This window comes from Pseudomonas koreensis, from assembly GCF_025447595.1.
In the GTDB taxonomy this organism is placed as follows: Bacteria; Pseudomonadota; Gammaproteobacteria; order Pseudomonadales; family Pseudomonadaceae; genus Aquipseudomonas; species Aquipseudomonas koreensis_H.
Map to the genome: position 1 here is coordinate 335,258 of NZ_JAOEJU010000002.1, position 25,704 is coordinate 360,961.

The 25,704-nt window shown below is 61.9% G+C and carries 24 protein-coding genes; 13 read left to right on the forward strand and 11 right to left on the reverse strand.

Annotated features, from left to right (window positions below):
* The 3 genes from N8H71_RS05335 to N8H71_RS05345 all read right to left on the reverse strand — a co-directional run bounded on the left by N8H71_RS05335 (position 1) and on the right by N8H71_RS05345 (position 3,760).
* Positions 1–2,844, reverse strand: a complete 2,844-nt coding sequence (locus tag N8H71_RS05335; RefSeq protein WP_262193193.1) for a class I adenylate cyclase — start codon at positions 2,842–2,844, stop codon at positions 1–3.
* Positions 2,845–3,038: 194 nt separating this feature from the next.
* Positions 3,039–3,284, reverse strand: a complete 246-nt coding sequence (locus tag N8H71_RS05340) for a TIGR02647 family protein (protein ID WP_007951883.1) — start codon at positions 3,282–3,284, stop codon at positions 3,039–3,041.
* Positions 3,285–3,475: 191 nt separating this feature from the next.
* The gene (locus N8H71_RS05345; protein ID WP_207984306.1) at positions 3,476–3,760 is read right to left on the reverse strand and encodes a hypothetical protein; all 285 of its coding nucleotides are present in this window, start codon (positions 3,758–3,760) and stop codon (positions 3,476–3,478) included.
* A 123-nt stretch (positions 3,761–3,883) separates the two neighbouring features.
* On the opposite strand from N8H71_RS05345, the gene N8H71_RS05350 reads away from it, so the two are divergent.
* Complete coding sequence (locus N8H71_RS05350; protein ID WP_262193194.1) at positions 3,884–4,543, forward strand: glutathione S-transferase family protein; 660 nt, start codon at positions 3,884–3,886, stop codon at positions 4,541–4,543.
* A 124-nt stretch (positions 4,544–4,667) separates the two neighbouring features.
* Here the strand turns inward: N8H71_RS05350 and argH are convergent, their stop codons facing one another.
* A complete protein-coding gene (argH, locus tag N8H71_RS05355) occupies positions 4,668–6,062 on the reverse strand; it encodes an argininosuccinate lyase (RefSeq protein ID WP_262193195.1) in 1,395 nt (464 codons plus the stop codon).
* A gap of 470 nt (positions 6,063–6,532) precedes the next feature.
* On the opposite strand from argH, the gene N8H71_RS05360 reads away from it, so the two are divergent.
* The 7 genes from N8H71_RS05360 (at position 6,533) to N8H71_RS05390 (ending at position 12,934) form a co-directional block, all read left to right on the forward strand.
* A complete protein-coding gene (locus N8H71_RS05360; RefSeq protein ID WP_262193196.1) occupies positions 6,533–7,279 on the forward strand; it encodes a LytR/AlgR family response regulator transcription factor in 747 nt (248 codons plus the stop codon).
* A 138-nt stretch (positions 7,280–7,417) separates the two neighbouring features.
* Positions 7,418–8,359, forward strand: coding sequence for a hydroxymethylbilane synthase (gene hemC / locus N8H71_RS05365; RefSeq protein WP_262193197.1), 942 nt, complete (start codon positions 7,418–7,420; stop codon positions 8,357–8,359).
* Positions 8,356–9,123 carry a uroporphyrinogen-III synthase gene (locus N8H71_RS05370; RefSeq protein WP_262193198.1) on the forward strand — a complete coding sequence of 256 codons (768 nt, stop codon included), beginning with the start codon at positions 8,356–8,358 and terminating at the stop codon, positions 9,121–9,123. The genes hemC and N8H71_RS05370 overlap by 4 nt, the downstream gene beginning before the upstream one ends.
* A 16-nt stretch (positions 9,124–9,139) precedes the next feature.
* Positions 9,140–10,282 carry a uroporphyrinogen-III C-methyltransferase gene (locus N8H71_RS05375; protein WP_262193199.1) on the forward strand — a complete coding sequence of 381 codons (1,143 nt, stop codon included), beginning with the start codon at positions 9,140–9,142 and terminating at the stop codon, positions 10,280–10,282.
* Positions 10,279–11,517: a heme biosynthesis protein HemY gene (locus N8H71_RS05380; protein ID WP_262193200.1), complete on the forward strand. Its 1,239-nt coding sequence runs from the start codon at positions 10,279–10,281 to the stop codon at positions 11,515–11,517. Before N8H71_RS05375 ends, N8H71_RS05380 begins: the two co-directional genes overlap by 4 nt.
* A gap of 219 nt (positions 11,518–11,736) precedes the next feature.
* A complete protein-coding gene (locus tag N8H71_RS05385; RefSeq protein WP_262193201.1) occupies positions 11,737–12,288 on the forward strand; it encodes a disulfide bond formation protein B in 552 nt (183 codons plus the stop codon).
* A 187-nt stretch (positions 12,289–12,475) separates the two neighbouring features.
* The gene (locus N8H71_RS05390) at positions 12,476–12,934 is read left to right on the forward strand and encodes an Rsd/AlgQ family anti-sigma factor (RefSeq protein ID WP_007951863.1); all 459 of its coding nucleotides are present in this window, start codon (positions 12,476–12,478) and stop codon (positions 12,932–12,934) included.
* A gap of 60 nt (positions 12,935–12,994) precedes the next feature.
* On the opposite strand, the gene N8H71_RS05395 is transcribed toward N8H71_RS05390, so the two are convergent.
* On the reverse strand, positions 12,995–13,660 hold the full coding sequence (locus N8H71_RS05395) for an FKBP-type peptidyl-prolyl cis-trans isomerase (protein WP_262193202.1): 666 nt from the start codon (positions 13,658–13,660) through the stop codon (positions 12,995–12,997).
* Between the two features lie 192 nt (positions 13,661–13,852).
* On the opposite strand from N8H71_RS05395, the gene N8H71_RS05400 reads away from it, so the two are divergent.
* The gene (locus N8H71_RS05400; protein ID WP_262193203.1) at positions 13,853–15,049 is read left to right on the forward strand and encodes an AlgP family protein; all 1,197 of its coding nucleotides are present in this window, start codon (positions 13,853–13,855) and stop codon (positions 15,047–15,049) included.
* On the opposite strand, the gene N8H71_RS05405 is transcribed toward N8H71_RS05400, so the two are convergent.
* On the reverse strand, positions 15,046–15,507 hold the full coding sequence (locus N8H71_RS05405; protein ID WP_262193204.1) for a TIGR02444 family protein: 462 nt from the start codon (positions 15,505–15,507) through the stop codon (positions 15,046–15,048). The genes N8H71_RS05400 and N8H71_RS05405 overlap by 4 nt on opposite strands.
* 50 nt (positions 15,508–15,557) lie before the next feature.
* Between N8H71_RS05405 and N8H71_RS05410 the strand changes: the two genes are divergently transcribed.
* The 3 genes from N8H71_RS05410 to N8H71_RS05420 all read left to right on the forward strand — a co-directional run bounded on the left by N8H71_RS05410 (position 15,558) and on the right by N8H71_RS05420 (position 18,827).
* Positions 15,558–17,468 (forward strand): ATP-binding cassette domain-containing protein, encoded by a 1,911-nt coding sequence (locus N8H71_RS05410; protein WP_262193205.1) that lies wholly within the window; start codon positions 15,558–15,560, stop codon positions 17,466–17,468.
* On the forward strand, positions 17,468–18,049 hold the full coding sequence (locus N8H71_RS05415) for a mechanosensitive ion channel family protein (RefSeq protein WP_262193206.1): 582 nt from the start codon (positions 17,468–17,470) through the stop codon (positions 18,047–18,049). Before N8H71_RS05410 ends, N8H71_RS05415 begins: the two co-directional genes overlap by 1 nt.
* A 145-nt stretch (positions 18,050–18,194) precedes the next feature.
* A complete protein-coding gene (locus N8H71_RS05420; RefSeq protein ID WP_007951851.1) occupies positions 18,195–18,827 on the forward strand; it encodes a LysE family transporter in 633 nt (210 codons plus the stop codon).
* A 60-nt stretch (positions 18,828–18,887) separates the two neighbouring features.
* Here the strand turns inward: N8H71_RS05420 and N8H71_RS05425 are convergent, their stop codons facing one another.
* The 5 genes from N8H71_RS05425 to N8H71_RS05445 form a co-directional block, all read right to left on the reverse strand.
* On the reverse strand, positions 18,888–19,631 hold the full coding sequence (locus N8H71_RS05425; RefSeq protein WP_085689935.1) for a penicillin-binding protein activator LpoB: 744 nt from the start codon (positions 19,629–19,631) through the stop codon (positions 18,888–18,890).
* A 3-nt stretch (positions 19,632–19,634) separates the two neighbouring features.
* Positions 19,635–20,222 (reverse strand): penicillin-binding protein activator LpoB, encoded by a 588-nt coding sequence (gene lpoB, locus N8H71_RS05430; RefSeq protein WP_007951848.1) that lies wholly within the window; start codon positions 20,220–20,222, stop codon positions 19,635–19,637.
* 36 nt (positions 20,223–20,258) lie between these two features.
* Positions 20,259–20,633, reverse strand: coding sequence for a YcfL family protein (locus N8H71_RS05435; protein ID WP_011336502.1), 375 nt, complete (start codon positions 20,631–20,633; stop codon positions 20,259–20,261).
* A 15-nt stretch (positions 20,634–20,648) separates the two neighbouring features.
* Positions 20,649–22,043, reverse strand: a complete 1,395-nt coding sequence (locus tag N8H71_RS05440; RefSeq protein ID WP_262193207.1) for a COG3014 family protein — start codon at positions 22,041–22,043, stop codon at positions 20,649–20,651.
* 201 nt (positions 22,044–22,244) lie between these two features.
* Positions 22,245–23,618 carry a COG3014 family protein gene (locus N8H71_RS05445; RefSeq protein WP_262193208.1) on the reverse strand — a complete coding sequence of 458 codons (1,374 nt, stop codon included), beginning with the start codon at positions 23,616–23,618 and terminating at the stop codon, positions 22,245–22,247.
* A gap of 167 nt (positions 23,619–23,785) precedes the next feature.
* On the opposite strand from N8H71_RS05445, the gene N8H71_RS05450 reads away from it, so the two are divergent.
* Entirely contained in the window at positions 23,786–25,681 is a 1,896-nt protein-coding gene (locus N8H71_RS05450) for an FTR1 family protein (protein ID WP_262193209.1), read from the forward strand.
* The last annotated feature ends 23 nt before the right edge of the window (positions 25,682–25,704 follow it).

The window sequence follows — 25,704 nt, forward strand, 5'->3', positions numbered from 1 at the left end:
CTAGACCTGCTCGAGCGCTTCGTTCAGAGAGCGTTCCAGGTCGGCTTTGTAACGCAGATACAGATTGCTCGAACTCTGCCCGTCACCGATCACGCCCGACAGGTCCAGGTCGGTGATGTAGCAGCGGTAGCGCTCGGTTTCCCGGCGCTGCCCGACGATCTCCCGGGCGACCACGCTGAACAGCTGGTCGCCATGTTCCAGCTCGCTGAATTCCCGTTGATTGCAATACAGCGTGACTTGCACTTCGCCTGGCGCGGCTTTGCCGACGATCGCCTGCACGTCGTAGAACGGTTTGTTGACCGGCGTCTGCGGCGCCGGGCGCATTTCGACCCGTCGCGCGCGTCCCGGCCCCGATGGCAATAACTGGTAATACAAGATTTCAAGGCTGGCGGCATGGCCCGCATCCATCGGCAGCAGCGCTTCGCGGCGGAACTGGATCGATTGCAGGAACCGCTGCAACGGTACCAACAGGCTTTGCTCGTCGTGATAGGGCAAGTGCTGTTGCCACAGCGCATTGAATTCGTCGAGTACGTACAACTCGGCGGTTTGCTCACTGATCCGGTAGAACACCTGAATGCATTCAGGCTGGCCCATTGGCAGGATCAACGCCAGGTCGTGGTCTTCCAGCGCCATCGGGTCCAGGTGCAGCGGGCTGTAGCGCGGCTGTTCCTCGCCCAGGTAATCGAGCAGCGCCGGCAGGGTGGCGAGGGCGACATGGCTGACCTGACCCGGCACCAGTTCCAGCACGTGATAGTGCTGCTGCACCTGGATCAGGTAGCGGTGATTCAGGTCACTGAGCAACAGGGTCTGCGCGGTGTCGATGATTTCTTCCACCCGGCGGGCGATGAATTGCGCGCGGTTGTGACAGAAACAGCGCACTCGCAGCGATGGTTGTTGCGACCCGCGCGGCAGATTGTTGAGGTAATCGCGCAGGCAGTCCATCAAGGCATGCGGGCCGTCGAAGCGGTTGACCAGCACTTCGTTCCAGCTGTTGAGCGTGACCTGATCGAGGGTCAGCACCAGGTTTTCGCGTACGCCGGCGTAGCTCAGCGAGTCTGTGCGCTCGGTGGTCATCAGGATGTTCAGGTCGCGGTGATGCTTGAGCGGATCGACCCCGACATTCACCAGCATCAATACTTCGCTCGGCACGGCGGCGCGCAGCAGCGGTTCTTCGGCAACGGTCGACAAGGGCAGGGCGATGCTTTGTTGCAGGCTGCCGAGCAGGTTGAACAGCTCGAACTCGCTCATATCGCTGGTGCCGGGGTGCAGGGCCAGTCGGGTGCTGCTGTCGATCACGCCGTTGCGATGGCACCAGGTCAGCAGTTCCAGCAACTCGCGGCTGCGCTTGATCGGCGCGAAGTGTTCCCACTCCAGCGCCGTCAGGCTGCCGTTGTACAGGCCCCACTGGGTTTGGCCCGGTTCCTTTTTGTTCGGCGATTGCACCAGGGTTAGCGTGTCTTCTGCCAGGTCCGGGGCGATGCCGGGGTTGATGAACTCGACCTTGTCGGCCTTGCGTTCGAATGCCGCATACAACCGTCGGCCTAGAACGTTGAGGTCGCGCTTGTTGATCAGGCTGACAGTCTGTTCGGTGCGGGCGAACTGGGTCAGGAAGCGGTAGCTGTAGTTCAGTTCGTTGACCAGCGCCCGGCGCTCGGCGCTGACCTGACGGACTTTCCACTGGCTGCGGCTGTCGAGCAGCGCAAGCTGACGCTGATCCCAGTGCCATTCGCTGGCGAGTCTTTCCAGCAGTGAACGCTGCCAGCTCTGGGTGCGGCTGTTGCCGGTGAGCTTGCGATTGACCTTGAGGTAAAGCGCACGGCGCACCAGCTCAAGGCGCTCCGGCTCGCTGCGCGCGGTCAGGTATTCCTCGATCCGGCGGTAAACCACCATGTACGGATCCAGCTCGTCGAGGTCTAGTCGGTTGGCGAACACCGCCTGCTTGAAGCGCAGGCTCAGGCACTGCACCTGGGGGTGCTCGCTGGCGTAGACCTCGGTCAGCAGCAGTTTGAGCACCGACTTGTAAGGTGATTCGATGCCCTTGAACAGTTGCCACAGGCCGGCGCCGACGAATTCGCCCGGCGGAATGTGTGCCATCGGCCCCAGGTCGAGGGTTTCATCGTTGCGGATGAAGCGCTTGGAAATCAGGGTGTGAGTGTATGCGTCGTAGGCGCGCTCTTCGTAGACCGGCACCAGCCACCAGATGGGTGTGCGCCCGGCGAGCCAGATCGCGGTGCGGTAGAACTCGTCCAGCAGCAGGTAATGCTGGGTGGTGCCGCAATCTTCGGAACTGAGCTGGGTGTCGCGCTCGCCTTTGACGAAACGTGCCGGGTCGATCAGGAAGAAGTGCGCCTCGGCCCCCTGACTGGCAGCCCAGGTCTCGAGCAACTGGCACTTCTTGCGCAGCTCGGCCAGTTCGCTGTCGCTCAGGTCGGAGGCGTGGCAGACCCACACGTCCATGTCGCTCTGGTCGGCCTGGGCCAGGGTGCCGAGGCTGCCCATCAGGAACAGACCGTGAATCGGTCGTGGCGGGTTACTGCCGTGACGCGGCTTGTAGGAGAACGAGCGGGTCAGGCGCTGGGCTTCGGCGAGGGCGTCGGCGTCCGGTTCGTAATTCGACAGCCCGGCTGGCGTGCTGCCCGAGACGTAACCTGGCAACAGCGGATGATTGACGTGAAAAAACAGCGGCAGCAGCGTCAGCACACTTTGCTGGCGCGTCGAAAGACCTTCCAGTGCCCGGTTCAGGCGACCTTCGTTGAGTTTCAGAAAACGTGCACGTAGCTGGCTGAGTACCTTGCGGTCGATGCCTTCGTCCAGGTCGGGGCGGATTTCATGGGTGCGGGTCATGTCGGCTCAAACCGGCGCGCAGGGCTCGGAGGCAAGGGGTCTCGGGTGTCCGGGAGTTTAGCGCCTGAGCAGCAGGAGTTTTAAGCTGAATTTGTTTTTTGACGTCAGATTTCTATCGCGCGGCGATGGGCGACGTTCATGGCTGGCCCGCGGAAATCCCGTGGCAGGGGTTTCCGTGGGCAAAGTCGGGAGGATCAGGCGGTTTGCTGCTCTTTGAGAATCGTCAGTACGGTTTGCACGTTCTGTGCGGCATCGCGACCGAGGCTGGTCAGGTAACCGCCATCAGGCTGGTCTGTCAGTTCTTTTTCGAACAGGCGTTGTGCGGCGGCAATGTGCTTCGGGGCAGCGGTCTGATGAATTTTCAGACCTTCCTGGGAACTGTCCAGGTTGAAGAGTGCGAGGACTTCCAGTTCGGCAACCAACTCAGGGGTAAGCGACATAAGGACTCCAGACTTTCTAGGAATTGGACGACAGCGCCCCTAAGGTGAACCTGCCGGCGCGGCCTGTCCAGTGCGCGTGTCAGGGTTTTTGTCCCGGGGTGGATTCCAGTGTAGTCAGGGGGCGGCAGAAGGCCGCGCAGATGGGTGACAAATTGTGTGGGAGCAGGCCTGCTCCCACAGCGAGGGGCCGTTTACTGTTTTTCCGGTGGCAGTTCCGGCAGTGCGCGCAGCGCGGTTTCGTACCATTCGGTATCGAACGCGCGGTCATCGTCGAGCATCGCGTCGATTTCGTAGGCCAGCACGTGGGCCATCAGATTCAGGATGTCGTCACGCTCGTAACCGACCAGCGTCAGCTTGTTGAAGGTTGCCTTGGCCGCTGGCGGGTTGTCGCTTTCGATCTGGTTCTCGATCGCTTCGATCAGCGTCGATTCGGTGAACTCTTCTTCATCATTGTCGATGTCAGTCGGCTCGCTCATGGCAGGCTCCTCAAGGAAAGGCGCCAGTTTACCCGCATTCAGCGGCGTGATGCTGCTGGCAGGATTCCCCGGAGCGATCTATAAACAGGCACTGCCCACCCCGCACGGCCTGGAGGCTATGTGATGTTCAAGCTCTATGGATTCTCCGTCAGCAACTACTACAACATGGTCAAACTGGCGCTGCTGGAAAAAGGTCTGCCGTTCGAAGAGGTCACGTTCTACCCGACGCCTACGCCTGAATCTCTGGCCATCAGCCCGCGCGGCAAGGTGCCGGTGCTGGGAGCTGAAGGCGGGTACATCAACGAAACGATGGTAATGCTCGAATACCTCGAAAGCAGCCAGAAGGGTGTCCCGCTGTTGCCGACCGAGCCGTTCGCCCGTGCCCAGGTGTTGGCGGTGGCCAAGGAAATCGAGCTGTACATCGAGCTGCCGGCCCGTGCCTGTTACGGCGAAGCGTTTTTCGGCACGGTGTTGCCGGAGGCGATCAAGGAGAAAACCAAGGCTGAATTGCTGCTGGGCTTTGCAGCGCTGGGACGTCACGGCAAGTTCGCCCCGTATGTGGCGGGCGACAGCCTGAGCATTGCGGATTTGTACTTCCTCTACAGCGTGCCGCTGGCGGCTGCGGTGGGGCACAAACTGTTCGGTCTGGATTTGCTGGCGGAGATGCCGAAGGCCAAGGCGCTGCTGGAGCGGCTTGAGCAGAATCCGCACGTGCAGAAGATTGCGGCGGACAAGGATGCGGCGATGCCGGCGTTTTTGGCGATGATCGCTGCGAAGAAGTAAGTTTTTGCTGTTCTGAGGGTCGCCTTCGCGAGCAAGCTCGCTCCCACAGGGTTTGTGTTGAAACACGATTGTGTGTTCTACGCAAATCCTGTGGGAGCGAGCTTGCTCGCGATGCTTTTGGCTTTTAGCGGCTGACGATCAGAGCCTGACCGCGAACCACGGCAGCCTTGACCTGCGCCGGCGCAGTGCCGCCGATGTGGTCGCGGGCATTCACCGAGCCTTCCAGGGTCAGCACGGCAAACACGTCCTGCTCGATCTGGTCGCTGAACTGGCGCAGTTCTTCCAGGCTCATTTCCGCCAGATCCTTGCCGGTGTCGACGCCGTACTTCACCGCGTGACCGACGATCTCGTGGCAATCACGGAACGGCAGGCCACGGCGAACCAGGTAGTCGGCCAGGTCAGTGGCGGTCGAGAACCCGCGCAGCGCCGCTTCACGCATGATCGCGTGTTTCGGTTTGATCGCCGGGATCATGTCGGCAAAGGCACGCAGCGAGTCGCGCAGGGTGTCGGCGGCGTCGAACAGCGGCTCCTTGTCTTCCTGGTTGTCCTTGTTGTAGGCCAGAGGCTGGCCTTTCATCAGGGTCAGCAGGCCCATCAGGGCGCCGAACACACGGCCGGTCTTGCCGCGTACCAGCTCCGGCACGTCGGGGTTTTTCTTTTGCGGCATGATTGAGCTGCCGGTGCAGAAGCGGTCCGGCAGATCGATGAACTGAAACTGCGCGCTGGTCCACAGCACCAACTCCTCGGAGAAACGCGACAGGTGCATCATCGCGATGCTCGCGGCCGAGCAGAATTCGATGGCGAAGTCACGGTCGGACACGTTGTCCAGCGAGTTGCCGCCGACGGCATCGAAGCCCAGCAGTTGCGCGGTGTATTCGCGATCGATCGGGTAAGTGGTGCCGGCCAGCGCGGCGCTGCCCAGTGGCATGCGGTTGGTGCGCTTGCGGCAGTCGACCAGACGCTCGTAGTCGCGGCTGAGCATTTCGAACCAGGCCAGCATGTGGTGCCCGAAGGTCACCGGCTGAGCGGTCTGCAGGTGGGTGAAGCCCGGCATGATGCTGGCGGCTTCACGCTCGGCCTGCTCCAGCAGGCCTTTTTGCAGGCGGGTGATTTCGCTCAGGATCAGGTCGATCTCGTCGCGCAGCCACAGGCGGATGTCGGTCGCGACCTGGTCGTTGCGGCTACGGCCGGTGTGCAGCTTCTTGCCGGTGACGCCGATGCGGTCGGTCAGGCGTGCTTCGATGTTCATGTGCACGTCTTCGAGATCGACGCGCCAGTCGAACTGGCCGGCCTCGATTTCGCCCTGGATGGTCTTCAGGCCATCAATGATGCTGTCGCGCTCGGCATCCGTCAGCACGCCGACCTTGGCCAGCATGGTGGCGTGGGCGATCGAACCCATGATGTCGTGGCGATACAGGCGCTGGTCGAAAGTGACGGAGGCGGTGAAGCGGGCGACGAAGGCGTCGACGGGTTCACTGAAGCGGCCGCCCCAGGACTGATTGGTCTTGTCAGTGCTCATGAATTCGCTCGTATCGGCTTGAAGAAAGTAGGCGTGAAACGCTGGCGCGGATAATAACAGGGTTGCCAATCCTGTCGCTGACACTGGTCGATACGTTTTTTTCTCATTCGCTCCTCCATAGTCTTCGCCGTCTCCGAGGGTTTTGCGCAAGGATATTTTCCGATTGAGCAATATCGTCCCGACGAGCGTCTACAGTAGGACATAAGGGTCGGTGGGGCGCAGATCAGCTAAAGATCCGGCTACCGGCTATAAGAAGAGGGGGTAGGTGGATTGGCCATTGGCATACCCTGCGTAAAACGCAGTCAGCGGCGGGCCCTGAGCGATGTGTACCGGGCGTCGGCAAATATTGCCGGCCGACGTACGGCACTTTTCGGCGCTCGCGCTAGTCTTAGCGTGGACCGCGGTGACGGACGTCACTCCACTTGTCTACGCTATCCTTGTGCGAGACTCACGCAGGAATCCAGCGCAATATGAATGTCCTGATCGTTGATGACGAACCACTGGCCCGCGAGCGCCTTGCCCGAATGGTGAGCGAGCTTGAGGGCTACACAGTCCTGGAGCCCAGCGCCACCAATGGCGAAGAGGCGTTGGCACTGATCGACAGCCACAAGCCGGATATCGTGCTGCTCGATATCCGGATGCCGGGCCTCGACGGCCTGCAGGTTGCTGCCCGACTGTGCGAACGCGAAACCCCGCCAGCCGTGGTGTTTTGCGCAGGTCCCGATGAATTTGCCGTGGAAGCCCTGCAGGCCAGCGCCGTGGGCTATGTGGTGAAACCCGTGCGAACCGAACATCTGCATGACGCCCTGAAAAAAGCCGAACGTCCCAACCGGGCCCAGCTCTCGGCCCTGACCCGTCCTGCTGCCGAAAGTGGCAACGGCCCGCGCAGCCATATCAGCGCCCGGACCCGAAAAGGCATTGAACTGATCCCGCTGGATCAGGTGGTGTATTTCATAGCCGACCACAAATACGTGACCTTGCGCCACGAAGGTGGCGAAGTCCTTCTGGATGAGCCGCTCAAGGCGCTGGAAGATGAATTCGGCGAGCGCTTCGTGCGGATCCACCGCAACGCGCTGGTCGCCCGTGACCGCATCGAGCGACTGCAACGCACACCGCTGGGCCACTTCCAGTTGTTCCTCAAGGGCCTGAACGGTGACGCGCTGATCGTCAGCCGCCGACATGTGGCAGGCGTGCGCAAAATGATGCAGGGGCTTTAATCCGCAGGCTCCGAGCGGTTCTTCGTTCTTTTTACCAGGCATCGCAGGCCAGGGAGGCCACGCCGTTTCTGATTCAGGTCAAAGAGGATTTGGCTGAGCTGTTATTATCCGCCGTATCTATTCAGTACGGATTGATCCATGTCCTCTCGCGAAATCCGCATCGCCACCCGCAAAAGTGCTCTGGCCCTCTGGCAGGCCGAATACGTCAAAGCCCGTCTGGAAGCAGCCCACCCGGGCCTGCTGGTGACGTTGGTGCCCATGGTCAGTCGCGGCGACAAGCTGCTCGATTCGCCCCTGTCGAAAATCGGCGGCAAGGGCCTGTTCGTCAAGGAACTGGAAAACGCGCTGCTGGAAAACGAAGCCGATATTGCCGTGCACTCGATGAAAGACGTGCCGATGGACTTCCCCGAAGGCCTCGGTCTGTTTTGCATCTGCGAGCGTGAAGATCCACGCGATGCATTTGTCTCCAATACGTATTCCAGCCTCGATGCGTTGCCTGCCGGCAGCATCGTCGGTACCTCCAGCCTGCGTCGCCAGGCGCAGTTGCTGACTCGCCGTCCCGACCTCGAAATCCGTTTCCTGCGCGGTAACGTCAACACTCGTCTGGCCAAGCTCGACGCCGGCGAGTACGACGCGATCATCCTCGCGGCAGCCGGCCTGATCCGCCTCGGTTTCGAAGACCGCATCACCTCGGCCATCAGCATCGACGACAGCCTGCCGGCCGGTGGCCAGGGCGCCGTCGGTATCGAATGCCGCAGCGCCGACACGGAAATCCATGCCTTGCTCGCACCTTTGCATCATGCCGACACCGCTGACCGTGTCACCGCCGAGCGTGCCCTCAACAAACATCTGAATGGCGGCTGCCAGGTGCCGATCGCCTGCTACGCCGTACTCGAAGGCGATCAGTTGTGGTTGCGCGGTCTGGTGGGTGAGCCGAGCGGCGGCAAGCTGCTCAGCGCGCAAGCTCGCGCCCCGCGTGCCGCAGCGGAGAAGCTGGGCGTGCAGGTTGCTGAAGACCTGCTCAGCCAGGGCGCCGACGATATTCTCAAGGCAGTCTACGGCGAGGCAGGTCACGAGTGACCGCCTGGCGCCTGCTGCTGACGCGCCCGGCGGAGGACTGTTCGGCGCTCGCCGCCGTGCTGGCCGAACAAGGGTTTTTCAGCAGCTGTCTGCCGCTTTTGGAAATCGCGCCAATGCCGGTCTCTGACACAATGCGCCGCACGATCACGCAACTGCCGCGTTGCAGCGCGGTGATCGTGGTCAGCAAGCCGGCGGCGCGGATCGCGGTGGATCTGCTCGACTCTTTGGGTTTGGCGACTCCGACGATGCCGTGGTTCAGCGTGGGTGCAGCGACCGCCGCTATCCTTCGGGATCGGGGGCTGGATGTGAGCTTCCCGGACGCGGGCGACGACAGCGAAGCCTTGCTGCAATTGCCGCGTCTGCTGGCGGCGGTGGCCGAGCCCGGCTCGCAGGTGTTGATCCTGCGCGGGGAGGGCGGACGCGAACTGCTGGCCGAGCGCCTGCGCGCGCTTGGTGCTAGTGTCGAATATCTAGAGTTGTACCGTCGCGACCTGCCGGACTATCCGCCGCAGGAGCTGCCCCGCAGGATTACTGCGGAACGCCTGAACGGGCTGGTGGTCAGCAGTGGACAGGGTTTCGAGCACCTGCGCCAACTGGCCGGCGACACCTGGCCTGTGCTTGCGCAGTTGCCGTTGTTTGTTCCAAGCCCAAGGGTTGCCGAGCAGGCCAGTGCCGCCGGGGCCCGAACAGTTGTGGATTGTCGCGGCGCGAGTGCCGCGGCCTTGCTGACGGCGTTACGGGAGCATCCCGTGCCCGTTTTCTAATGCAAAGGATGGATACGTGAGCGAAACAGCCTTGCCTAAAGATGACGTTCAACCTGTGATCGATGCACCGGTTGATGCACCGCCACCGGCCGCGGAACCGCGCCGAGGCAACGGATTGGCCATTCTCGCGCTGCTGCTTGGCGCCGCCGGTGTTGCGGTGGGTGGCTGGGGTGTCTGGCAGGTGCGACACCTGCAGGCCAGCACTCAGAATCAGTTGAGTCAGGTTCAGGCGTTGAACGATCAGGCTCAGACCCTGAAGCTCAACGAACAACGACTGACCGAACGCCTCGGGCAATTGCCCGGCGCCGATGAACTTGCTGATCGCCAGCGTCTGGTGACGCAACTTCAAGGTGATCAGCAACGCCTCAATCAACGTCTGGAAACCGTCCTCGGCGCCAGCCGCAAGGACTGGCGTCTGGCCGAGGCCGAGCACTTGCTGCGTCTGGCCAGCCTGCGTCTTTCCGCCCTCCAGGACATCAGCAGCGCCCAGGCGCTGGTGCAGGGTGCCGACGAAATCCTGCGCGAGCAGAATGATCCCGGCTCGTTCGCTGCCCGCGAGCAAGTGGCGAAAACCCTGGTGGCGCTGCGCAGTACCGAGCAGCCGGATCGCACGGGGCTGTTCCTGCGCCTGGGCGCCTTGCGCGATCAGGTCGTCGGCCTCACCGAGCTGGCGCCGGAGTACAAGGATCGTGGCGATTCACTGCTGGGCCTGACCTCCGATGGCGACGGTGCCAGTCGCTGGGCGCAGTGGTGGGATCAGATCTCGCGCTACATCCGCATCGATTTCAACGCCGACAAAAACGTCCGGCCGCTGCTCGCTGGCCAGAGCCTGAGCCAGGTGCGTCTGGCCCTGAGCCTTTCGCTCGAGCAGGCGCAATGGGCCGCGCTCAACGGTCAGGCGCCGGTATACACCCAGGCCTTGGCAGAAGCGCGTGACGTCCTCACGGGCAACTTCAACCCGGACAACCCGCAGAGCAAAATCATGCTCGAGCAGGTCGCGGAATTGAGCAAGCAACCGGTTACCGTCAACACGCCGGATCTCACCGGAACCTTGAGCGCGGTGCAGGCGTACCTGGAGCGCCGTAACGTCAACGCCGAGGACTCGGTCAAACCCTTCGCCAAACCGGCCGCCAGCAGCGCGCAGGAGGCGACACCATGAAGCGCCTGTATGTGATCGTGTTTCTGGTGATCGCCGCGACTGCGGCGCTGGGCCTGGCGATTGCCGAGCATTCCGGGTACGTGCTGGTCGCCTACAAAACCTTTCGTTATGAATCGAGCCTGTGGGCGACCCTGGCGGTGGTGGCAGTCCTGTGGCTGCTGGTCTGGGGGATCAAGGTGCTGGTCGAGCTGGTGCTGACCTCTGGCGGTGTGGTCAATCCATGGTCGCGACGTAACCGCAGCCGCCGCGTGCAGGTGGCGATCGAGCATGGTCAGCTCGATCTGGCCGAAGGTCGTTGGGCCAGTGCCCAGCGTCACCTTTACCGGGCCGCCGAAGCCGAACGTCAACCGTTGCTCTATTACCTGGGCGCCGCCCGCGCCGCCAACGAACAGGGTAACTACGAGGAAAGCGATCGTTTGCTGGAGCGCGCCCTCGAGCGTCAGCCGCAGGCCGAGCTGGCGATCGCCCTCAGCCATGCGCAACTGCAAACCGATCGTGGCGATACCGATGGCGCGTTGGTCACCTTGCAGGCAATGCACGAACGTCATCCGCACAATGTCCAGACCTTGCGCCAGCTGCAGCGTCTGCATCAGCAGCGCGGTGACTGGTCGTCCGTGATCCGGCTGTTGCCGGAGCTGCGCAAGGACAAAGTCCTGCCACCGGCCGAACTGACCGAACTCGAGCGTCGTGCCTGGGGAGAAAACCTGTCCCTGGCGGCCCAGCGTGAAGAGGATGGCGCAGTCGGTTTGCAGTCGCTCAACCGCGCCTGGCAGCAACTGACGTCTGCCCAGCGCCAGGAGCCTGCGCTGGTGCTGGCTTACGCCGAGCAATTGCGTCAGCTGGGCGCTCAGGTCGAAGCGGAAGAGATGCTGCGCACGGCGCTCAAGCGCAAGTACGACAGCCATCTGGCGCGTCTATACGGTCTGGTGCGTGGCAGCGATCCGGCGCGTCAGTTGCAGACGGCCGAGGGCTGGCTCAAGGATCATCCGGGCGATGCCAGCCTGCTGCTGACGCTGGGGCGTCTGTGCCTGCAAGCCAGTCTGTGGGGCAAGGCGCGGGACTATCTGGAAAGCAGTCTGCGAGTGCAGCGCAATCCGGAAGCGTGCGCCGAGTTGGCGCGTCTGCTGGCCCGGCTGGGCGACACCGAGCGCAGCAACCTGCTGTTTCAGGAAGGGCTCGGCATGCTGGATGAACGACTGCTGGCTTCGCCATTGCCCGTAGCCGTTCGGGCGTGATCAGAAAGGGGGAGCATGCTCCTCCTTTTCTTTCCGGTGACTGAATAGTTACCGGTAAATCTCCTCCCGAGCAACGTCCTACAGAGGGCTACACCGAATCCTTCGGTGCCTGTCGGGATTTCCCTACACTTCTGCTGAAGTGTCGACAGTGACCTGCCTTGAAAGCCCGAGGCCCTTTCCTCTACCGTAACTGCCTGTCTTTATTGTTACGGATAAGCCATGTCGTTGGCCTGCTCACGCTCCCTGTTCTTTATGGCTTTCACTGCGGGGATTCTGGCCCTGGGAGCTTCCTATTACCTCGAATACGCGGTCGGTCTGGTGCCTTGCAGCCTGTGTCTGGTCCAGCGCCTGTTCATGAGCGTACTTACCCTTTGTTGTGGCGTGGCGGCGGTTCATGGACCGCAACGTGTCGGTTTGTCGCTGTATTGGACGACGGCATTGCTGACCAGTCTTGGCGGGATGACGGCGGCGTGGCGGCAAGTGCTGTTGCAAAGTGACTCCCTTCAAAGGTTGGCGCATTGCGGGCCCGGGCCGGAAGAAATGTTCAGCAGCCTGCCGTGGTTATGCGCGTTGATGCGTATGTTCAATGACACTGCCGACTGCGCGGAATTGTCCTGGACGCTGTTCGATCTGAGTATTCCGGAATGGAGTCTGCTGTTCTTCGTGGGAATGTCGATCCTGGCGGTATACCAGTTGCTGCGCCAGGTCTGGATGGTTCTGCAGCGCCCCCTCAGCGGCCAACCGTCGCACCTGGCGCTGGTCAGGGATTAAACACTTGTATGAACTTTCTCTCCTGCGTACCTTGAAGCCATAGGCGTGCGGGCATAATCTGGCCCGCACGTGTCATAGCAATTTTTAGTTGCTCGATGACGCTCTGCCCGGCCGCCTCTCATAGCAATAGTCACAAGAAGGGGCGCGGGTGCAGGGCAGCATGACCCACAAGGGAAGAGAGATCGCCATGCTCGAAAGTTGTCAGAATGCTCAGGAACGTTGGGGTGGAGTTCATCTGCTGATCGACCGCTGGCTCCAGGAGCGCGAGGAATTGATCGCTGCTTACGACAAGCTGGGCGCCAAACCTCAAGCGCTGTCCGAAGATCGAAAACCCCTGCAGGAATTCTGTGGAGTGCTCGTCGATTATGTCTCGGCCGGCCACTTCGAGATCTACGAACAGCTGACGGGCGAGGCCAAGGCTTTCAACGACAAGCGCGGCCTGGAACTGGCAGAGACGATCTATCCGCGGATCGATGTCATCACCGAAAAGCTGCTCGCATTCAACGACCTTTGCGATGAAGGCAAATGCGTTGCGGAGAAATTCAAGGAGCTGGGCGGCCTGCTCCACGAGCGCTTCGAACTGGAAGACTGCCTGATCGAAGTGCTGCATACCGCACACAAGGAAGAGGATTCGGTTCAGGCCTGAATCGGACTTCGCAAGACACAGAAACGGTGCGCCCACAGCGCACCGTTTTTTATTGGGCGATCAACTGGTCGCGCCGCGCAATTCCACTTCGAACACCAGCGGTGTGAACGGCGCGATCAAGTCGCCAGCACCGTCAGCGCCATAAGCCTGATCCGATGGAATCACCAGTCGCCACTTCGCACCGACCGGCATGTTCTGCAACGCGGTGCGCCAGCCGGCGATCACGCTGTCGAGATTGAACCACTGCGGCTGAGTGTTCTGGTCGAACACGGTGCCGTCAGGCAGCCGGCCGATGTACAGCACCTGCACTTTTCCGTCCGGCCCGGCCTTCGTGCCATTCCCCGGTGCCAGCTCGGTCAGCAGGATGCCGTCGGCCAACTCCTTCACACCCGGCTTGGCTTTTTCGGCGGTGAGAAAACGTCGCTCGTTTTCCATCGCCGCTTCAGTCGAAGGCATCGCTGCCTGCTCGGCTGTCTGCGATTCATGATCAGCCAGGATCTGCTCGATGCGGGCCTCGCTCAGCGCCAACGGCTTGCCTTGATAGGCCTGCTGCAGACCTTCGATCAATGCCTGGATCTGTAGCTGCGGCACTTCCTGACGCAGCCGTTCACCGAGGCTGGCACCGAGGCTGTAAGCCAGATCGTGAGCATCGTTCGCGGTGGTTTTTTCGTCGGCCTGGGCCACGGAAAAGATCATGCAGAGGGATAAAAAAAGGTAGCGCGACATGGGCACTCTCCGTCCTGAATTGCGGTGGATTATGCCAGCGCGAACGTCTGCAACGGTGAACTGCTTTTGCCAATGCGCAGAAGTTTTTCGCAAGCCTGCAACCGAGTGCTTTCGATACTGTCAACATGCCCTAGCGGCGGTAGCAGCAGAGGTCTAGTATGAGCCGCACTCACGTCAGCCAGGAGGTAAACCATGTCGGCCACCAAGAAGCCTGTAAACACTCCGTTGCATTTACTCCAACAACTCTCGGGCAGCCTGCTCGAGCATCTGGAAAACGCTTGCTCCCAAGCTTTGGCTGATGCTGAAAAACTGCTCGCCAAACTGGAAAAGCAACGCGGCAAGGCGCAAGAAAAACTGCACAAATCCCGCACCAAATTGCAGGACGCAGCAACAGCCGGTAAAGCCAAGGCGCAGACCAAGGCCAAGGCTGCCGTGAAGGAACTCGAAGACCTGCTCGATGCGCTGAAGGATCGTCAGTCCGATACCCGCAGCTACATTCTGCAACTCAAGCGCGATGCCCAGGAAAGCCTGAAACTGGCCCAGGGTGTCGGTCGTGTTCAAGAGGCCGTCGGCAAGGCGTTGTCCCTGCGTTCGGCTAAACCTGCAGCGGCACCTGCGAAAAAAGCGGCTGCCAAACCTGCTGCAAAAGCACCGGTCAAAGCGCCTGCGAAAGCGCCAGTGAAAACCGCTGCAAAACCAGCCGCGAAGAAACCCGCAGCCGCCAGCGCTGCCAAACCTGCGGCTAAAACCACAGCGGCCAAACCAGCTGCCGCCAAACCGGCTGCTGCAAAACCAGCCGCCAAACCTGCGGCGAAAACCGCTGCTGCAAAAGCGGCACCGGCAAGAACCGCCGCTGCAAAACCAGCTGCCAAGCCAGCCACCAAAGTGGCCGCTAAACCGGCAGCAAAACCAGCCGTTAAAGTCGCCGCTAAACCGGCCGCCAAAACTGCTGCAGCCAAGCCTGCGGCGAAAGCCGCTGCCAAACCGGTTGCTGCCAAACCTGCTGCCAAAGCGGCGGCGAAACCAGCGGCCAAGCCTGCGGCCAAACCTGCTGCAAAACCAGCGGCCAAACCGGCTGCAGCAGCGAAGCCTGCAACGACCGTAGCCAAGCCAGCGACCGCTGCTAAACCGGCCGCCAAGCCGGCAGCGAAACCAGCTGCAAAACCTGCGGTGAAAAAACCTGCCGCTGCCAAGCCGGCTGCCGCCAAGCCAGCCGCAAAACCAGCTGCAGCAAAACCTGCCACTGCGCCTGCTGCCAAACCTGCCGCACCGGCAACTCCGGCTCCGACCGCAGCACCGGCATCCGCCGCCACTACCTCGACCACCGCAACCACGCCATCGCCGGCGCCGGTGTCGAGCGTCGCCAGCAACCCGTCCAGCGCCTCCTAAGCGCCGGTCGCCGCGACGCGCAGCACTTGCAGCGCGTCGCGGTTCAGGTTGGCCGCAGGGCCGGCCAGCACTTGCAGCCAGTCACTCGATTCCTTCGAATTACGCTTCCAGCCTTGCGCGACGCCTTCCAGGCGTGACAGCAGCGCACGCTCCGCCTCCAGCTCCAATCCCTTGATCTGCTCGCGCATGCCCTTGAGTACCGGATCGGTGTCGGCCAGGGTTTTCCACTGCATGCGCAATGCGCGTAACGGCTGGACCACTTCCCTGTCCCAAGGCTCTGTCAGTTCCAGAAGCTGCCGGGCGCATGCCTCGTCACAGGTCGCATCGCGTTGTTCCAGCCATAAACCGCACAGCATCAGGCACACGTTGGCCCCCGCCGATTGCAGGCGCAGGCAGGCATCCTCCACGCCGGGACGGGCGTAGACGGCAAGGGCAAAGCTCCACAGGTCAGAGGACATCGTGCTACTCGCGCCAGTTGCGGGGGAAGCTGGTAGACTCCGCCGCCATTATGATCCGACTTCAGAACCTGACTTTACAGCGTGGCCCGCAACGTCTGCTAGAAGACGCCGAGCTGACCCTGCACGCCGGCCACAAAGCCGGCCTCATCGGTGCCAACGGCGCCGGCAAATCCAGCCTGTTCGCCTTGCTCCGCGGTGAGTTGCACCCGGACTCGGGTGACTGCCTGCTGCCGGCCGACTGGCGTATCGCCCACATGCGCCAGGAGGTCGACACGCTCGAACGCCTGGCGGTCGACTATGTGCTCGACGGCGACCTGCGCCTGCGCGAAGTGCAGCGTGAGCTCGCGGCAGCCGAAGAGGCCCACGACGGTACCGCGCTGGCCCGCCTGCACGCCGAACTCGACAGCGCCGATGGCTACACCGCCGATGCGCGGGCTCGCAAATTGTTGGCTGGCCTCGGTTTCACCAACGAGCAGATGGATCGTCAGGTAGGAGATTTCTCCGGTGGCTGGCGGATGCGTCTGAACCTTGCGCAGGCTTTGATGTGCCCATCAGACCTGCTGCTGCTCGACGAACCGACCAACCACCTGGACCTCGACGCCATCATCTGGCTCGAAGAGTGGCTGAAAAGTTACCCCGGCACTTTGCTGCTGATTTCTCACGACCGGGATTTCCTCGATGAAGTGGTCGATCACGTGGCCCACGTCGATCAGCGCAAGCTGACCCTCTACCGTGGCGGCTACACCGCGTTCGAACGCGCCCGTGCCGAACGCTTGGCCCAGCAGCAACAGGCCTACGAGAAGCAGCAGGCGCAGCGTGCGCACATGGAAAGCTACATCGCCCGCTTCAAGGCCCAGGCCACCAAGGCCCGTCAGGCCCAGAGCCGGATCAAGGCGCTGGAGCGGATGGAAGAGCTGTCGGCGGCCCACGTCGATTCGCCGTTCGACTTCGTGTTCCGCGAGTCGACCAAGATCTCCAGCCCGCTGATCGACCTGTCCGATGCGCGCCTGGGTTACGGCGAGAAAACCGTGCTGGAGAAGGTCAAGCTGCAACTGACTCCCGGCGCGCGGATCGGCTTGCTCGGCCCCAACGGCGCGGGTAAATCGACCCTGATCAAGAACCTCGCCGGTGAACTCGAGCCCCTGGCCGGGCGTCTGACTCGCGGTGAGAACACCGTGGTCGGTTACTTCGCCCAGCATCAACTCGACTCGCTGGACTCCAAGGCCAGCCCGTTGCTGCACTTGCAGCGTCTGGCGCCGACCGAGCGCGAACAGACCCTGCGCGATTTCCTCGGTGGTTTCGATTTCCGTGGCGCGCGGATCGACGAGCCGGTGCTGAACTTCTCCGGTGGCGAAAAGGCCCGCCTGGCCCTGGCGTTGATCGCCTGGGAAAGGCCGAACCTGTTGCTGCTCGACGAACCGACCAACCACCTCGATCTGGAAATGCGCCTGGCGCTGACCATGGCGTTGCAGGAATTCAGTGGTGCGGTGCTGGTGGTTTCCCACGATCGGCACCTGCTCAAGAGCACCACCGACAACTTTTTCCTGGTCGCGGACGGCAAGGTCGAAGAGTTCGACGGCGACCTCGAAGACTACGCCCGTTGGCTGGTCGAATACCGTCAGCGCAACGCCCCGGTCAGCAACACGCCGGTCAACCCGGACAAGACCGACAAGAAGGCCCAGCGCCAGGCTGCCGCTGCGTTGCGTCAGCAACTGGCGCCGCATAAACGCGAAGCTGACAAGCTCGAAGCCGAGCTCGGAAAGCTGCATGAGAAACTGGCCAAGGTCGATGCCAGCCTTGGCGACAGCGACATCTACGAGCCGGCACGCAAGAACGAACTGCGTGAACTGCTGGCCGAACAGGCCAAGCTGAAAGTCCGCGAAGGCGAACTTGAAGAAGCGTGGATGGAAGCTCTGGAAACGCTGGAAAGCATGCAGGCGGAGCTGGAGGCGTTGTCCTGATGGAAGCTTTCAAACTTCCATTGCCGGCGATGTGGGTCGAGCCGATCTGGCTCGGCGTGCAGATTCTGCTGATCCTGCTGGCCGGCTACTTCGCCCAGCGCGTCGTCGCCCGCTTCCTGACTCGCCTCGGCGAGAAGTACCCGTTCCCGCCGCAGTTGCTGATGCCGCTGCGCGGCGGTCTGAGCTGGCTGATCATGGGCAGTGCGCTGATCTTTGTGCTGGAACGCCTCGGGGTCTCGGCCACGGTGCTGTGGACTGCGTTGTCGGGCTTCGTCGCGGTGGCGGCGGTGGCGTTCTTCGCCATGTGGAGTGTGCTGTCGAATCTGCTCTGCGCAATTCTGATCTTCACCGTCGGCCCGTTCCGTCTCGGCGACGTGGTCGAACTGGTCGACACCACCGACAAACCCGGCGTCAAAGGCCGGGTGGTGGCGATCAATCTGCTCTACACCACCTTGATCGAAGCTGAAGAACTCGGCACCGGCAGCGCCATGGTACAAGTGCCCAACAGCCTGTTCTTCCAGCGTTCGGTGCGACGCTGGCGCGGGTCGGATGTCTTCCCTTCCAGCGGTTTCGAAAAGTAGGCTCCCGGCGTTTGTACTGACGCTTTTCGCGAGCAGGCTCGCTCCCACGGTCGGCGGCTGCAACATCCTGCAAAAAATCGGTAGTCAACCAGCCAAATCCGCATTAGCTTTGAGGATTGTCACGAGTCCGAAGTCGAGGTGTGCGATGGAGCTTCAAACATGGCTGGCGTTTTTTGCCGCCTGCTGGGTGATCAGTCTTTCTCCGGGTGCCGGTGCCATTGCGTCGATGTCCAGCGGCCTGCAATACGGTTTCTGGCGCGGCTACTGGAATGCCCTGGGCCTGCAGATCGGCCTGGCTGTGCAGATCGCCATCGTCGGCGCCGGTGTCGGCGCGATCCTCACCGCTTCGGCCACCGCGTTCCATGCGATCAAATGGTTCGGTGTCGCCTACCTGGTTTATCTCGCGATCAAACAGTGGCGCGCACTGCCGATGGATATGAGTGACGACGCGGCGGTCCGGCCGATCGGCAAGCCGCTGGCCCTGGTGTTCCGTGGCTTTCTGGTGAACATCAGCAACCCCAAGGCGCTGGTATTCATGCTGGCGGTGCTGCCGCAGTTCATCAATCCGCATGCGCCGCTGTTGATCCAGTATGTGGTGATCGGCGTGACCATGATCGCGGTCGACCTGATCGTCATGGCCGGCTACACCGGTCTGGCGTCGAAGGTGTTGCGCCTGTTGCGTACACCGACCCAGCAGAAACGCATGAACCGCACGTTTGCCGGGCTATTCATCGGCGCGGCGGCGTTCATGGCGACGTTGCGCAAAGCTGCTGCGTAAAGCGTACAGGCATAAAAAAGGCGACCTTTTCAGGTCGCCTTTTTCGTTTCCGGCTGTCGATCAGCGCAGAATCACCGGTGCAGTATCACGCGGCAGATTGTTGCGCTGCTGCGGTTCACGCGGCTGCTCGTAACCACCACCGCCGAGCTGCATGCTCAGCTGTCCGGCCACGTCTTCGCCCAGCGCCTTCGACACGTCACGCACCACCCGTGGGCGGTTGAGCGAGATCTTGATGTCGCGGTGGTTCACCAGTTTGGTGTCCTGCGCTTCACCCATCGCCGTGAAGGCTGAGGTGATTTCGTAGGTCTTGGTGTTGATCAGGCTGAAGTCGGCCACCAGCGTCAGGCCCAGCACTGCCGAATAGCTGTCGGTGTTCGCCAGCTCGTTCACGTCCTGGGTGAAGTCGATGTCCGACACGGTGCCGAACAGCACGTAGTCGGCGCCCTTGAAGTTGCCGGCCTTGATCCGCTTGATCACGTCGTAGACGTCACCCTTGGAGGACGCGGTGTACGGCGTGCCCTGCACCAGCTGGAACATGCCGGTGCGCAGGATTTCACCCTTGATGTCGCCGGTGAACTTGCGCAGTTCGGTCTGTTCGATGTAGCTGGTAGTGGCTTCAAGTTCGTTGTAGCTCGAAGAACCGCTGGAGCTGTAGTAACCCTCGCGGTAATTGTTCTGGGCCGAAACGATGTGGATGTATTGCTCCACACGTTCCTGGTACGCCAGATCCGTCACCGCTACTTTCGGGGCCGCTTGCACGCTGAACGCGCAAGCCAGGGCCATCATGCCAATCCATGTGCGCATCGATTAACGCTCCGTGGTTTTGCGGATCTCTTTCTCGTCCATCCACTCGGCCAGACCGCTTTCAACGTCGATCAGTTGCAGGCTGAATTTGTAGAAGACGTCCTTGTAGTCGCTGCTGCGCTTGACGATCGAGCTGATCGAACCTTCAAGACGGTATTTGGCGGCGATCATGTTGCCGGTCTTGGCCACGGTGCTCTTCTTGTACAGACCGCTCTGGTTTTGCAGCTTGAGCTGGTCGACCTGGCTCTGCATGGCGGTGTTGTCGCTGGCGAAACGGGCGGTGCCGGACTTCATCAGCTGGGTCTTGATGCTGGTGGTGATTTCGCGGGTGTCGATGTATTCGCTGGTCTTGTTCTTCACGTCGTAGACCTGCACCACAGGGCGACCCTGCAGAATGCCGGACTGGGCCAGGGAACGGGTCATTGACTCGGCGATCATCTGCAGGTCGGTCGAACCGAACTCGTTGGTCACGGTTTCAACGGCCTTGGTGTCGCCGTAGCTGATGTTCTTGCTGCCCAGGGTCGGCGAAGTGTTGGCGCAACCGGAGGCCAGCAGGGCGAGGACGGCGATGAAGGAAAAGCGTGCAAACATGGGAATGGTCTCTGAATCGGGAATAGGGTGTCGGGCTTAAGGCGTCTTGAGTTCCAGACGGAAGTCCACAGCTTTCGGCGTCGGGGCGATGCCCTGGATGAAGCTGGTCTGGGCGCCGTACATCATCTGGCTCTTCCAGACTTCTTCTTCGGCGATCGGGAAACCTTCCGGCCCGAGCCAGGCGAAGCGGTAGTAGAACGTCTTGTTGCTGTTGAGGGTGTTGCTCAACTGTACGTTGACGGTCATGAAGCCGTTTTCGCGGGCCACGCGCATCGCGCCGACCACGATGTGTTTCTGCGGGCCCATGGCCACGACCTTGCTCGCGGCACTGCCCGGCTCCGGTGGTGGCGGGGTGGCGCAACCGCTCGCCAAAAGGGCGAGGGCGGCGACGGCGATGAGTTTGAAGCGCATGCAAAGACTCCGTTCTTAAGGTTGTTTGAGGCTGGCCACGGCGGTGGCGCCAGCGCTCGGGGTGACGTGGGCGGCGAGGCCGGCGGCGAACACCTGATTGCCGACGGCGCGCAGGGTGATCACCTGGTAACGCTGATCGACGGTCACCTTGACCTGAGAGCCACCGACGGCGCTCGGCAGGGTGACGTGGTGCTCACCTTTCTTCAAGCGCAGACGTACCACCTGAGTGGTGTCCGGCAGGGTGCGCCACGTACGGGTATCGGCACCTTCGAGCACAGCTGAAGAAATACCGACTGCCAGACCGGCCAGCGGGTTGGTCTCGTTGATCTTCTTTTGCGCCACACCTTTGGTGATCGCACGCACGGTGGTGCGCAGGATGATCCCCGGCATGTCATCGCGCAAGGCGCGGCGGGACATGGCGGTGGTGCTGTTCAGCGCGGTCAGGTCGACCTGTTGGCCGTCGACACCGATCTGCGCGAATGGCGCGGTGGAGGTGTCAGGCTTGATGATCGGGAACGACAGCGGGGTGATAACCACGTTGTTGGAGATCGGCAGCGGCAACGGCACGCGGATCGAATCGCGGGCCGGCGCCAGACCGCTTTGCACCACGATCAGGATGTCGCTGTCATCGCTCTTGACCGGCTTGTCGAGGTTGACCAGCGCCTGCTCCAGCAGCGGGGTGTTCGGGCGCAGCTCGGCAGCCTTGCGATAGCCCGGCGCAGCGAGGTCTTTCTCGCCCAGGGCTTCATAGACGAAACCGGCCAGGTAGTGGCTGAACGCACTCTGGTAGCTGTTTTTCAGGCCGACCACTTCCGGCGCGTCGAGGCTGGCGACCGGGTAGCCCTGCAAGTCCTTGTATTCGGTCTTGACGCCTTCCTTCTCGGCTTCCTCTTCGCTCTTGAGGTATTCCTTGTCACGCAGGTCGGCGATCACGGCCTCACGTTCGTGAGTCTTCTTGATCGCGGTGCGGGCGCCGTCGAAATCGTTGACCGCCAGCAGGTTCAGGGCCATCTGCGTGGTCAGCATGACTTTCTCGTAGTCGTAACCTTCGTAGCGGCGCACCTTGTCGTTGACCAGGAAACTGCCGAACTGGGCCAGGTACTTGTCGGTGTCGAGCTTGACTGAGTCTTCCCACTTGCCCACCACCTGGTCGGCGCTGGTCCAGGCACTCTGGCTGCCGGACAGATCGCCCTTGGCGCGCAGCAGCTCACCCTTCTCGAAGTAATAGAGCAGGTCTTTGTCCGGGCCGGTGTTGTTCTTTTCCAGCAGGGTCAGGGCGGCGTCGACGTTGCCGGTGGCCAGTTGCTGGTTGGTCTGGGCCAGTTCGGAATCGTAGTTGCGAAACGCCGAACAGCCGGACAGCAGGGTGACAGCGCTGAGCGCGATCAGAGTGGGAGCGCGGAATGCCATGGGGTACTTCTTCCATGAGTAGCGACAGCCTCGGTGCGGGTCGGGCTGCTGGGACCGATCGGCAGTGGCGTTGGCCTCCTGCCAATTCCTCATAAAAAGAGGAGCTTTAATGCCGCATCGCGATAGCGCGGGCGCGGCATTATAGGCGGGTGATGCTGGCCATGTAATAGCTTTTTAATTGCACCGGTTAGTTAGGTGCCATTACTTGTCGGGCAGTCTGGCGTTGCCGATGACGTTGGCGACGTCGCTCAAAACCCGCAGGTTGATCAACTGATGGTCGCGGTTGATACGCAAGGTGACCGGCGCCGCTGCCGGGGCATTGGGCGCACTGAACTGGTGATTGCCTTTTTTGAGGCGCACTCGTGCCACCAGCGTCTTGTCCGGCAGGGTGCGCCAGGTGCGGGTGTCGGCTTCTTCAAACGGATCGTGCTCCGTCACCACGAGCGATGCCTTGGCCGGATTGCGTTCGTTTTCCTGAGCCTGGGAAATGGCGGCCATGTTGGCGCGAAACATCGCCCGGGAAATGATCGCCGGCATGTCGTCGCGCAGCGTACGGAACGCCATGTCGGTGACGCTGTTGATCACGGTCAGTGGCCGTTTGCGGCCATCGACCAGGATGTGGTCGAACGCCGGTGTGACGGTATCCGGCACCAGAATGGGAAACGAGATCGGCGCGGTGATGACCAGGGTTTCATTGAGCCGGACCGGGATCGGCACAGTTACCGAGCTGCGGGCTGGCGCCAGACCGCTCTGGACAACGATCAGAACATCGCTTTCATCATCCTTGGCTGGCGGTTTGTCGAGATTGCGCAGCGCCTGTTCGAGGAAGGGCGTGTTCGGGCGCAACTCGATCGCCTGGCGATAACCCGGCGCAGCCAGGCCGCGTTCGCCCAGCGCTTCGTAGGTGAACCCGGCGAGGTAATGGCTGAAGGCACTCTGGTAACCGTTCTTCAATTCAATGACGGCCGGCGCATCGAGGGTGGTGACCGGATAGCCTTGCAGGTCCTTGTAATGCACGGCGATACCCTGAGCCTTGGCCTGCTCTTCGAGTTCTTCGTACTGGCGTTCCCGCTGGCGGGCGATCAGGGTTTCGCGTTCGTGGGTTTTCTTGATGTCGGCCCGGGCGCCGTCGAAATCACTTTCGGCCAGCTGATTGAGGGCCATCTGCGTGGTCAGCATGACTTTTTCGTAGTCGTAACCTTCGTAGCGACTGAGCTTGTCGTTGACCAGCATGGTGCCCATTTCATAGGCGAAGCGGTTGAGCAGCTTCATGGGCGCAGAAGGCACCGCCTCTTCGCGCTGGAACACCATCCGGTCGGCGCTGCGCCAGGCTGTCTGGCTCTGGGGCCGTGCGTTGGCGAAGCTGAGGATTGAGCCCTTCTCGAAGTAATACAGCAGATCCTTGTCTTCCCACGGGTTGTTCCACTCCAGCACATCCAGGGCGCCCTGGTAGTCGGCGTGCATCAGCCGGTCGTTGGTCTGTTGCATTTCCAGGTCGTAATTGCGGTAGGCGGCGCACCCGCTCAATTGCAGGGCGACGCTGGCGAGCAGTAGAAGCAGCGAGTGTCGACGCATGGGCAACGGTTCTTCCTTGAACGGAAAGGGCGGGGCGGGCCAGCATTATAGGGATGAGTATTGGCGTTGAGCAGCGCAGATCTCTCGACAAGTCACCGAGAAAGCTTGAGTCGATCTCGATCGACGTGAACAATATGTAACTTCGCATTTCCACTTGAGACTCATTCATGACTGCCGCGTCCCGATTCCTGGCCTGGCTGGTGTTCCCGTTGTGCGCCCTGAGCAGCTTCAATCTGCTGGCCGACACCGTGGAAGGCGCGCCGCAAGCGCTGCACCTGCTGGATTACATCAGCGCTGATTACCCGCCGACGGTGGAGGCAGGCAAGGTCATTGACGATGGCGAATACCGCGAGCAGCTGGAATTCACCCAGGTGCTGCAAGGGTTGATCGCCGGCCTGCCGGCCAAACCGGAGAAAGCGGTGCTGGAACAGGGCGTCACCGCCTTGCACGCCGCGATCACCGCGAAACAGGACGGCGCGGACGTCGCCCGTCAGGCCCGGCAACTGGGCGCGAAACTGGCGGTGGCTTATGAAGTCAGCCAGGCCCCGATCATCACGCCCGATCCGACCCGTGGCGCGCCGCTGTACGCGCAAAACTGCTCGGTGTGCCACGGCGACGCGGGTGCCGGCGACGGCCCGGCGGGTCTCGGCATGACGCCGGCGCCGGCCAATCTGCGCGACGCTGCGCGGATGGATCACCTGAGCCTGTACGCGATCTACAGCACTCTTGGCCAAGGTGTGGAAGGCACTGACATGCCAGCCTTCGCCGATCAGCTGGATGACCGTCAGCGCTGGGATCTGGCGACCTACATCGCACAGTTCAGCGCCGATCCGGCCACGGCCAAATCCGACAAGACCTACAACATCGCCGACCTGGCCCGTCAGACCCCGGCCGAAGTGCAGGCCGCCGAAGGTGCTGACGCCGCCGCGATCTTCCGTGTACAGCGAGCGCAGCCGCCGCAGGTCAAACGCGGCCCGGCGCAGTTGCTCGACTACACCGCCGCGACTCTGGACAAGAGCCTGGCGGCGTACCGCGCCGGTGAACACGATCAGGCCTATGACCTGTCGGTGGCGGCGTATCTGGAAGGCTTCGAACTGGTCGAAAGCTCGCTGGACAACGTCGACGCCAACGTGCGCAAGGACACCGAAAAATCCCTGATGGCCTATCGGCAATCGCTGCAGGACGGCTTGCCGGTGGAGCAGGCCGAGCAGCGTCTGGACGCGGCCAAGGCCAAACTCAAGGAATCCGCCGGCCTGCTGGGCAGCGACGGTCTGAGCTGGTCGCTGAGCTACATCTCCGGTCTGCTGATTCTGCTGCGCGAAGGCCTGGAAGCGATTCTGGTGCTGGCAGCGATCCTCGCGTTCCTGCGCAACACCGGCCAGCAATCGGCGGTGCGCAGCGTCAACGTCGGTTGGGGTCTGGCGTTGCTGGCCGGCCTCGGCACCTGGGCGTTGGCGGCATATGTGATCGATGTCAGCGGCTCCCAGCGTGAACTGCTCGAAGGCGCCACGGCGCTGTTCGCCAGCGTCATGGTGCTGTGGCTCGGCGTGTGGATGCACGACCGTCGGCACGCGGCGGCCTGGCAGGATTACATCAAGCAGAGCCTGGTTGGTGGCGGTGGGCGTTTCGGATTCGCGATCTTGGCGTTCTTCTCGGTGTACCGCGAGCTGTTCGAGGTGATTCTGTTCTATGAAACCCTGTGGCTGCAGGCAGGTCCCGCCGGGCACAACGCGGTGCTCGCCGGCGGTGCGACGGCGCTGGTGCTGCTGTTCGGTCTGGCGTGGGTGATCCTGCGCGGCTCGGCGAAACTGCCGCTGACGCTGTTCTTCAGCATCAACGCAGCGCTGCTGTGCGCTCTGTCGGTGGTATTCGCCGGTCACGGCGTGAAGGCGTTGCAGGAAGCCGGGATCTTCGGCACCCGGCCGGTGGCGTTCTTCGACTTCGAATGGCTGGGAATTCATGCCGATGCCTATTCGCTGACGGCGCAGGCCGTGGCGATTGCAGCGATTATCGTGCTGTATGGTCGCAGTTGGGTGGCGGAAAAGCGCCGAGTGACTGCTTAAACAGCATTCGTTGCACTCACTTC

Coding starts and splice junctions, on each gene's coding strand:
- lpoB (WP_007951848.1), bottom strand. CDS start 20,222: ATGTTTGCACGCTTTTCCTTCATCGCCGTCCTCGCCCTGCTGGCCTCC.
- N8H71_RS05435 (WP_011336502.1), bottom strand. CDS start 20,633: ATGCGCTTCAAACTCATCGCCGTCGCCGCCCTCGCCCTTTTGGCGAGC.
- N8H71_RS05445 (WP_262193208.1), bottom strand. CDS start 23,618: ATGCGTCGACACTCGCTGCTTCTACTGCTCGCCAGCGTCGCCCTGCAA.
- N8H71_RS05400 (WP_262193203.1), top strand. CDS start 13,853: ATGTCGGCCACCAAGAAGCCTGTAAACACTCCGTTGCATTTACTCCAA.
- N8H71_RS05450 (WP_262193209.1), top strand. CDS start 23,786: ATGACTGCCGCGTCCCGATTCCTGGCCTGGCTGGTGTTCCCGTTGTGC.
- hemC (WP_262193197.1), top strand. CDS start 7,418: ATGTCCTCTCGCGAAATCCGCATCGCCACCCGCAAAAGTGCTCTGGCC.
- N8H71_RS05425 (WP_085689935.1), bottom strand. CDS start 19,631: ATGCGCACATGGATTGGCATGATGGCCCTGGCTTGCGCGTTCAGCGTG.
- N8H71_RS05345 (WP_207984306.1), bottom strand. CDS start 3,760: ATGAGCGAGCCGACTGACATCGACAATGATGAAGAAGAGTTCACCGAA.
- argH (WP_262193195.1), bottom strand. CDS start 6,062: ATGAGCACTGACAAGACCAATCAGTCCTGGGGCGGCCGCTTCAGTGAA.
- N8H71_RS05340 (WP_007951883.1), bottom strand. CDS start 3,284: ATGTCGCTTACCCCTGAGTTGGTTGCCGAACTGGAAGTCCTCGCACTC.
- N8H71_RS05440 (WP_262193207.1), bottom strand. CDS start 22,043: ATGGCATTCCGCGCTCCCACTCTGATCGCGCTCAGCGCTGTCACCCTG.
- N8H71_RS05390 (WP_007951863.1), top strand. CDS start 12,476: ATGCTCGAAAGTTGTCAGAATGCTCAGGAACGTTGGGGTGGAGTTCAT.
- N8H71_RS05360 (WP_262193196.1), top strand. CDS start 6,533: ATGAATGTCCTGATCGTTGATGACGAACCACTGGCCCGCGAGCGCCTT.
- N8H71_RS05405 (WP_262193204.1), bottom strand. CDS start 15,507: ATGTCCTCTGACCTGTGGAGCTTTGCCCTTGCCGTCTACGCCCGTCCC.
- N8H71_RS05385 (WP_262193201.1), top strand. CDS start 11,737: ATGTCGTTGGCCTGCTCACGCTCCCTGTTCTTTATGGCTTTCACTGCG.
- N8H71_RS05420 (WP_007951851.1), top strand. CDS start 18,195: ATGGAGCTTCAAACATGGCTGGCGTTTTTTGCCGCCTGCTGGGTGATC.
- N8H71_RS05380 (WP_262193200.1), top strand. CDS start 10,279: ATGAAGCGCCTGTATGTGATCGTGTTTCTGGTGATCGCCGCGACTGCG.
- N8H71_RS05410 (WP_262193205.1), top strand. CDS start 15,558: ATGATCCGACTTCAGAACCTGACTTTACAGCGTGGCCCGCAACGTCTG.
- N8H71_RS05415 (WP_262193206.1), top strand. CDS start 17,468: ATGGAAGCTTTCAAACTTCCATTGCCGGCGATGTGGGTCGAGCCGATC.
- N8H71_RS05395 (WP_262193202.1), bottom strand. CDS start 13,660: ATGTCGCGCTACCTTTTTTTATCCCTCTGCATGATCTTTTCCGTGGCC.
- N8H71_RS05350 (WP_262193194.1), top strand. CDS start 3,884: ATGTTCAAGCTCTATGGATTCTCCGTCAGCAACTACTACAACATGGTC.
- N8H71_RS05335 (WP_262193193.1), bottom strand. CDS start 2,844: ATGACCCGCACCCATGAAATCCGCCCCGACCTGGACGAAGGCATCGAC.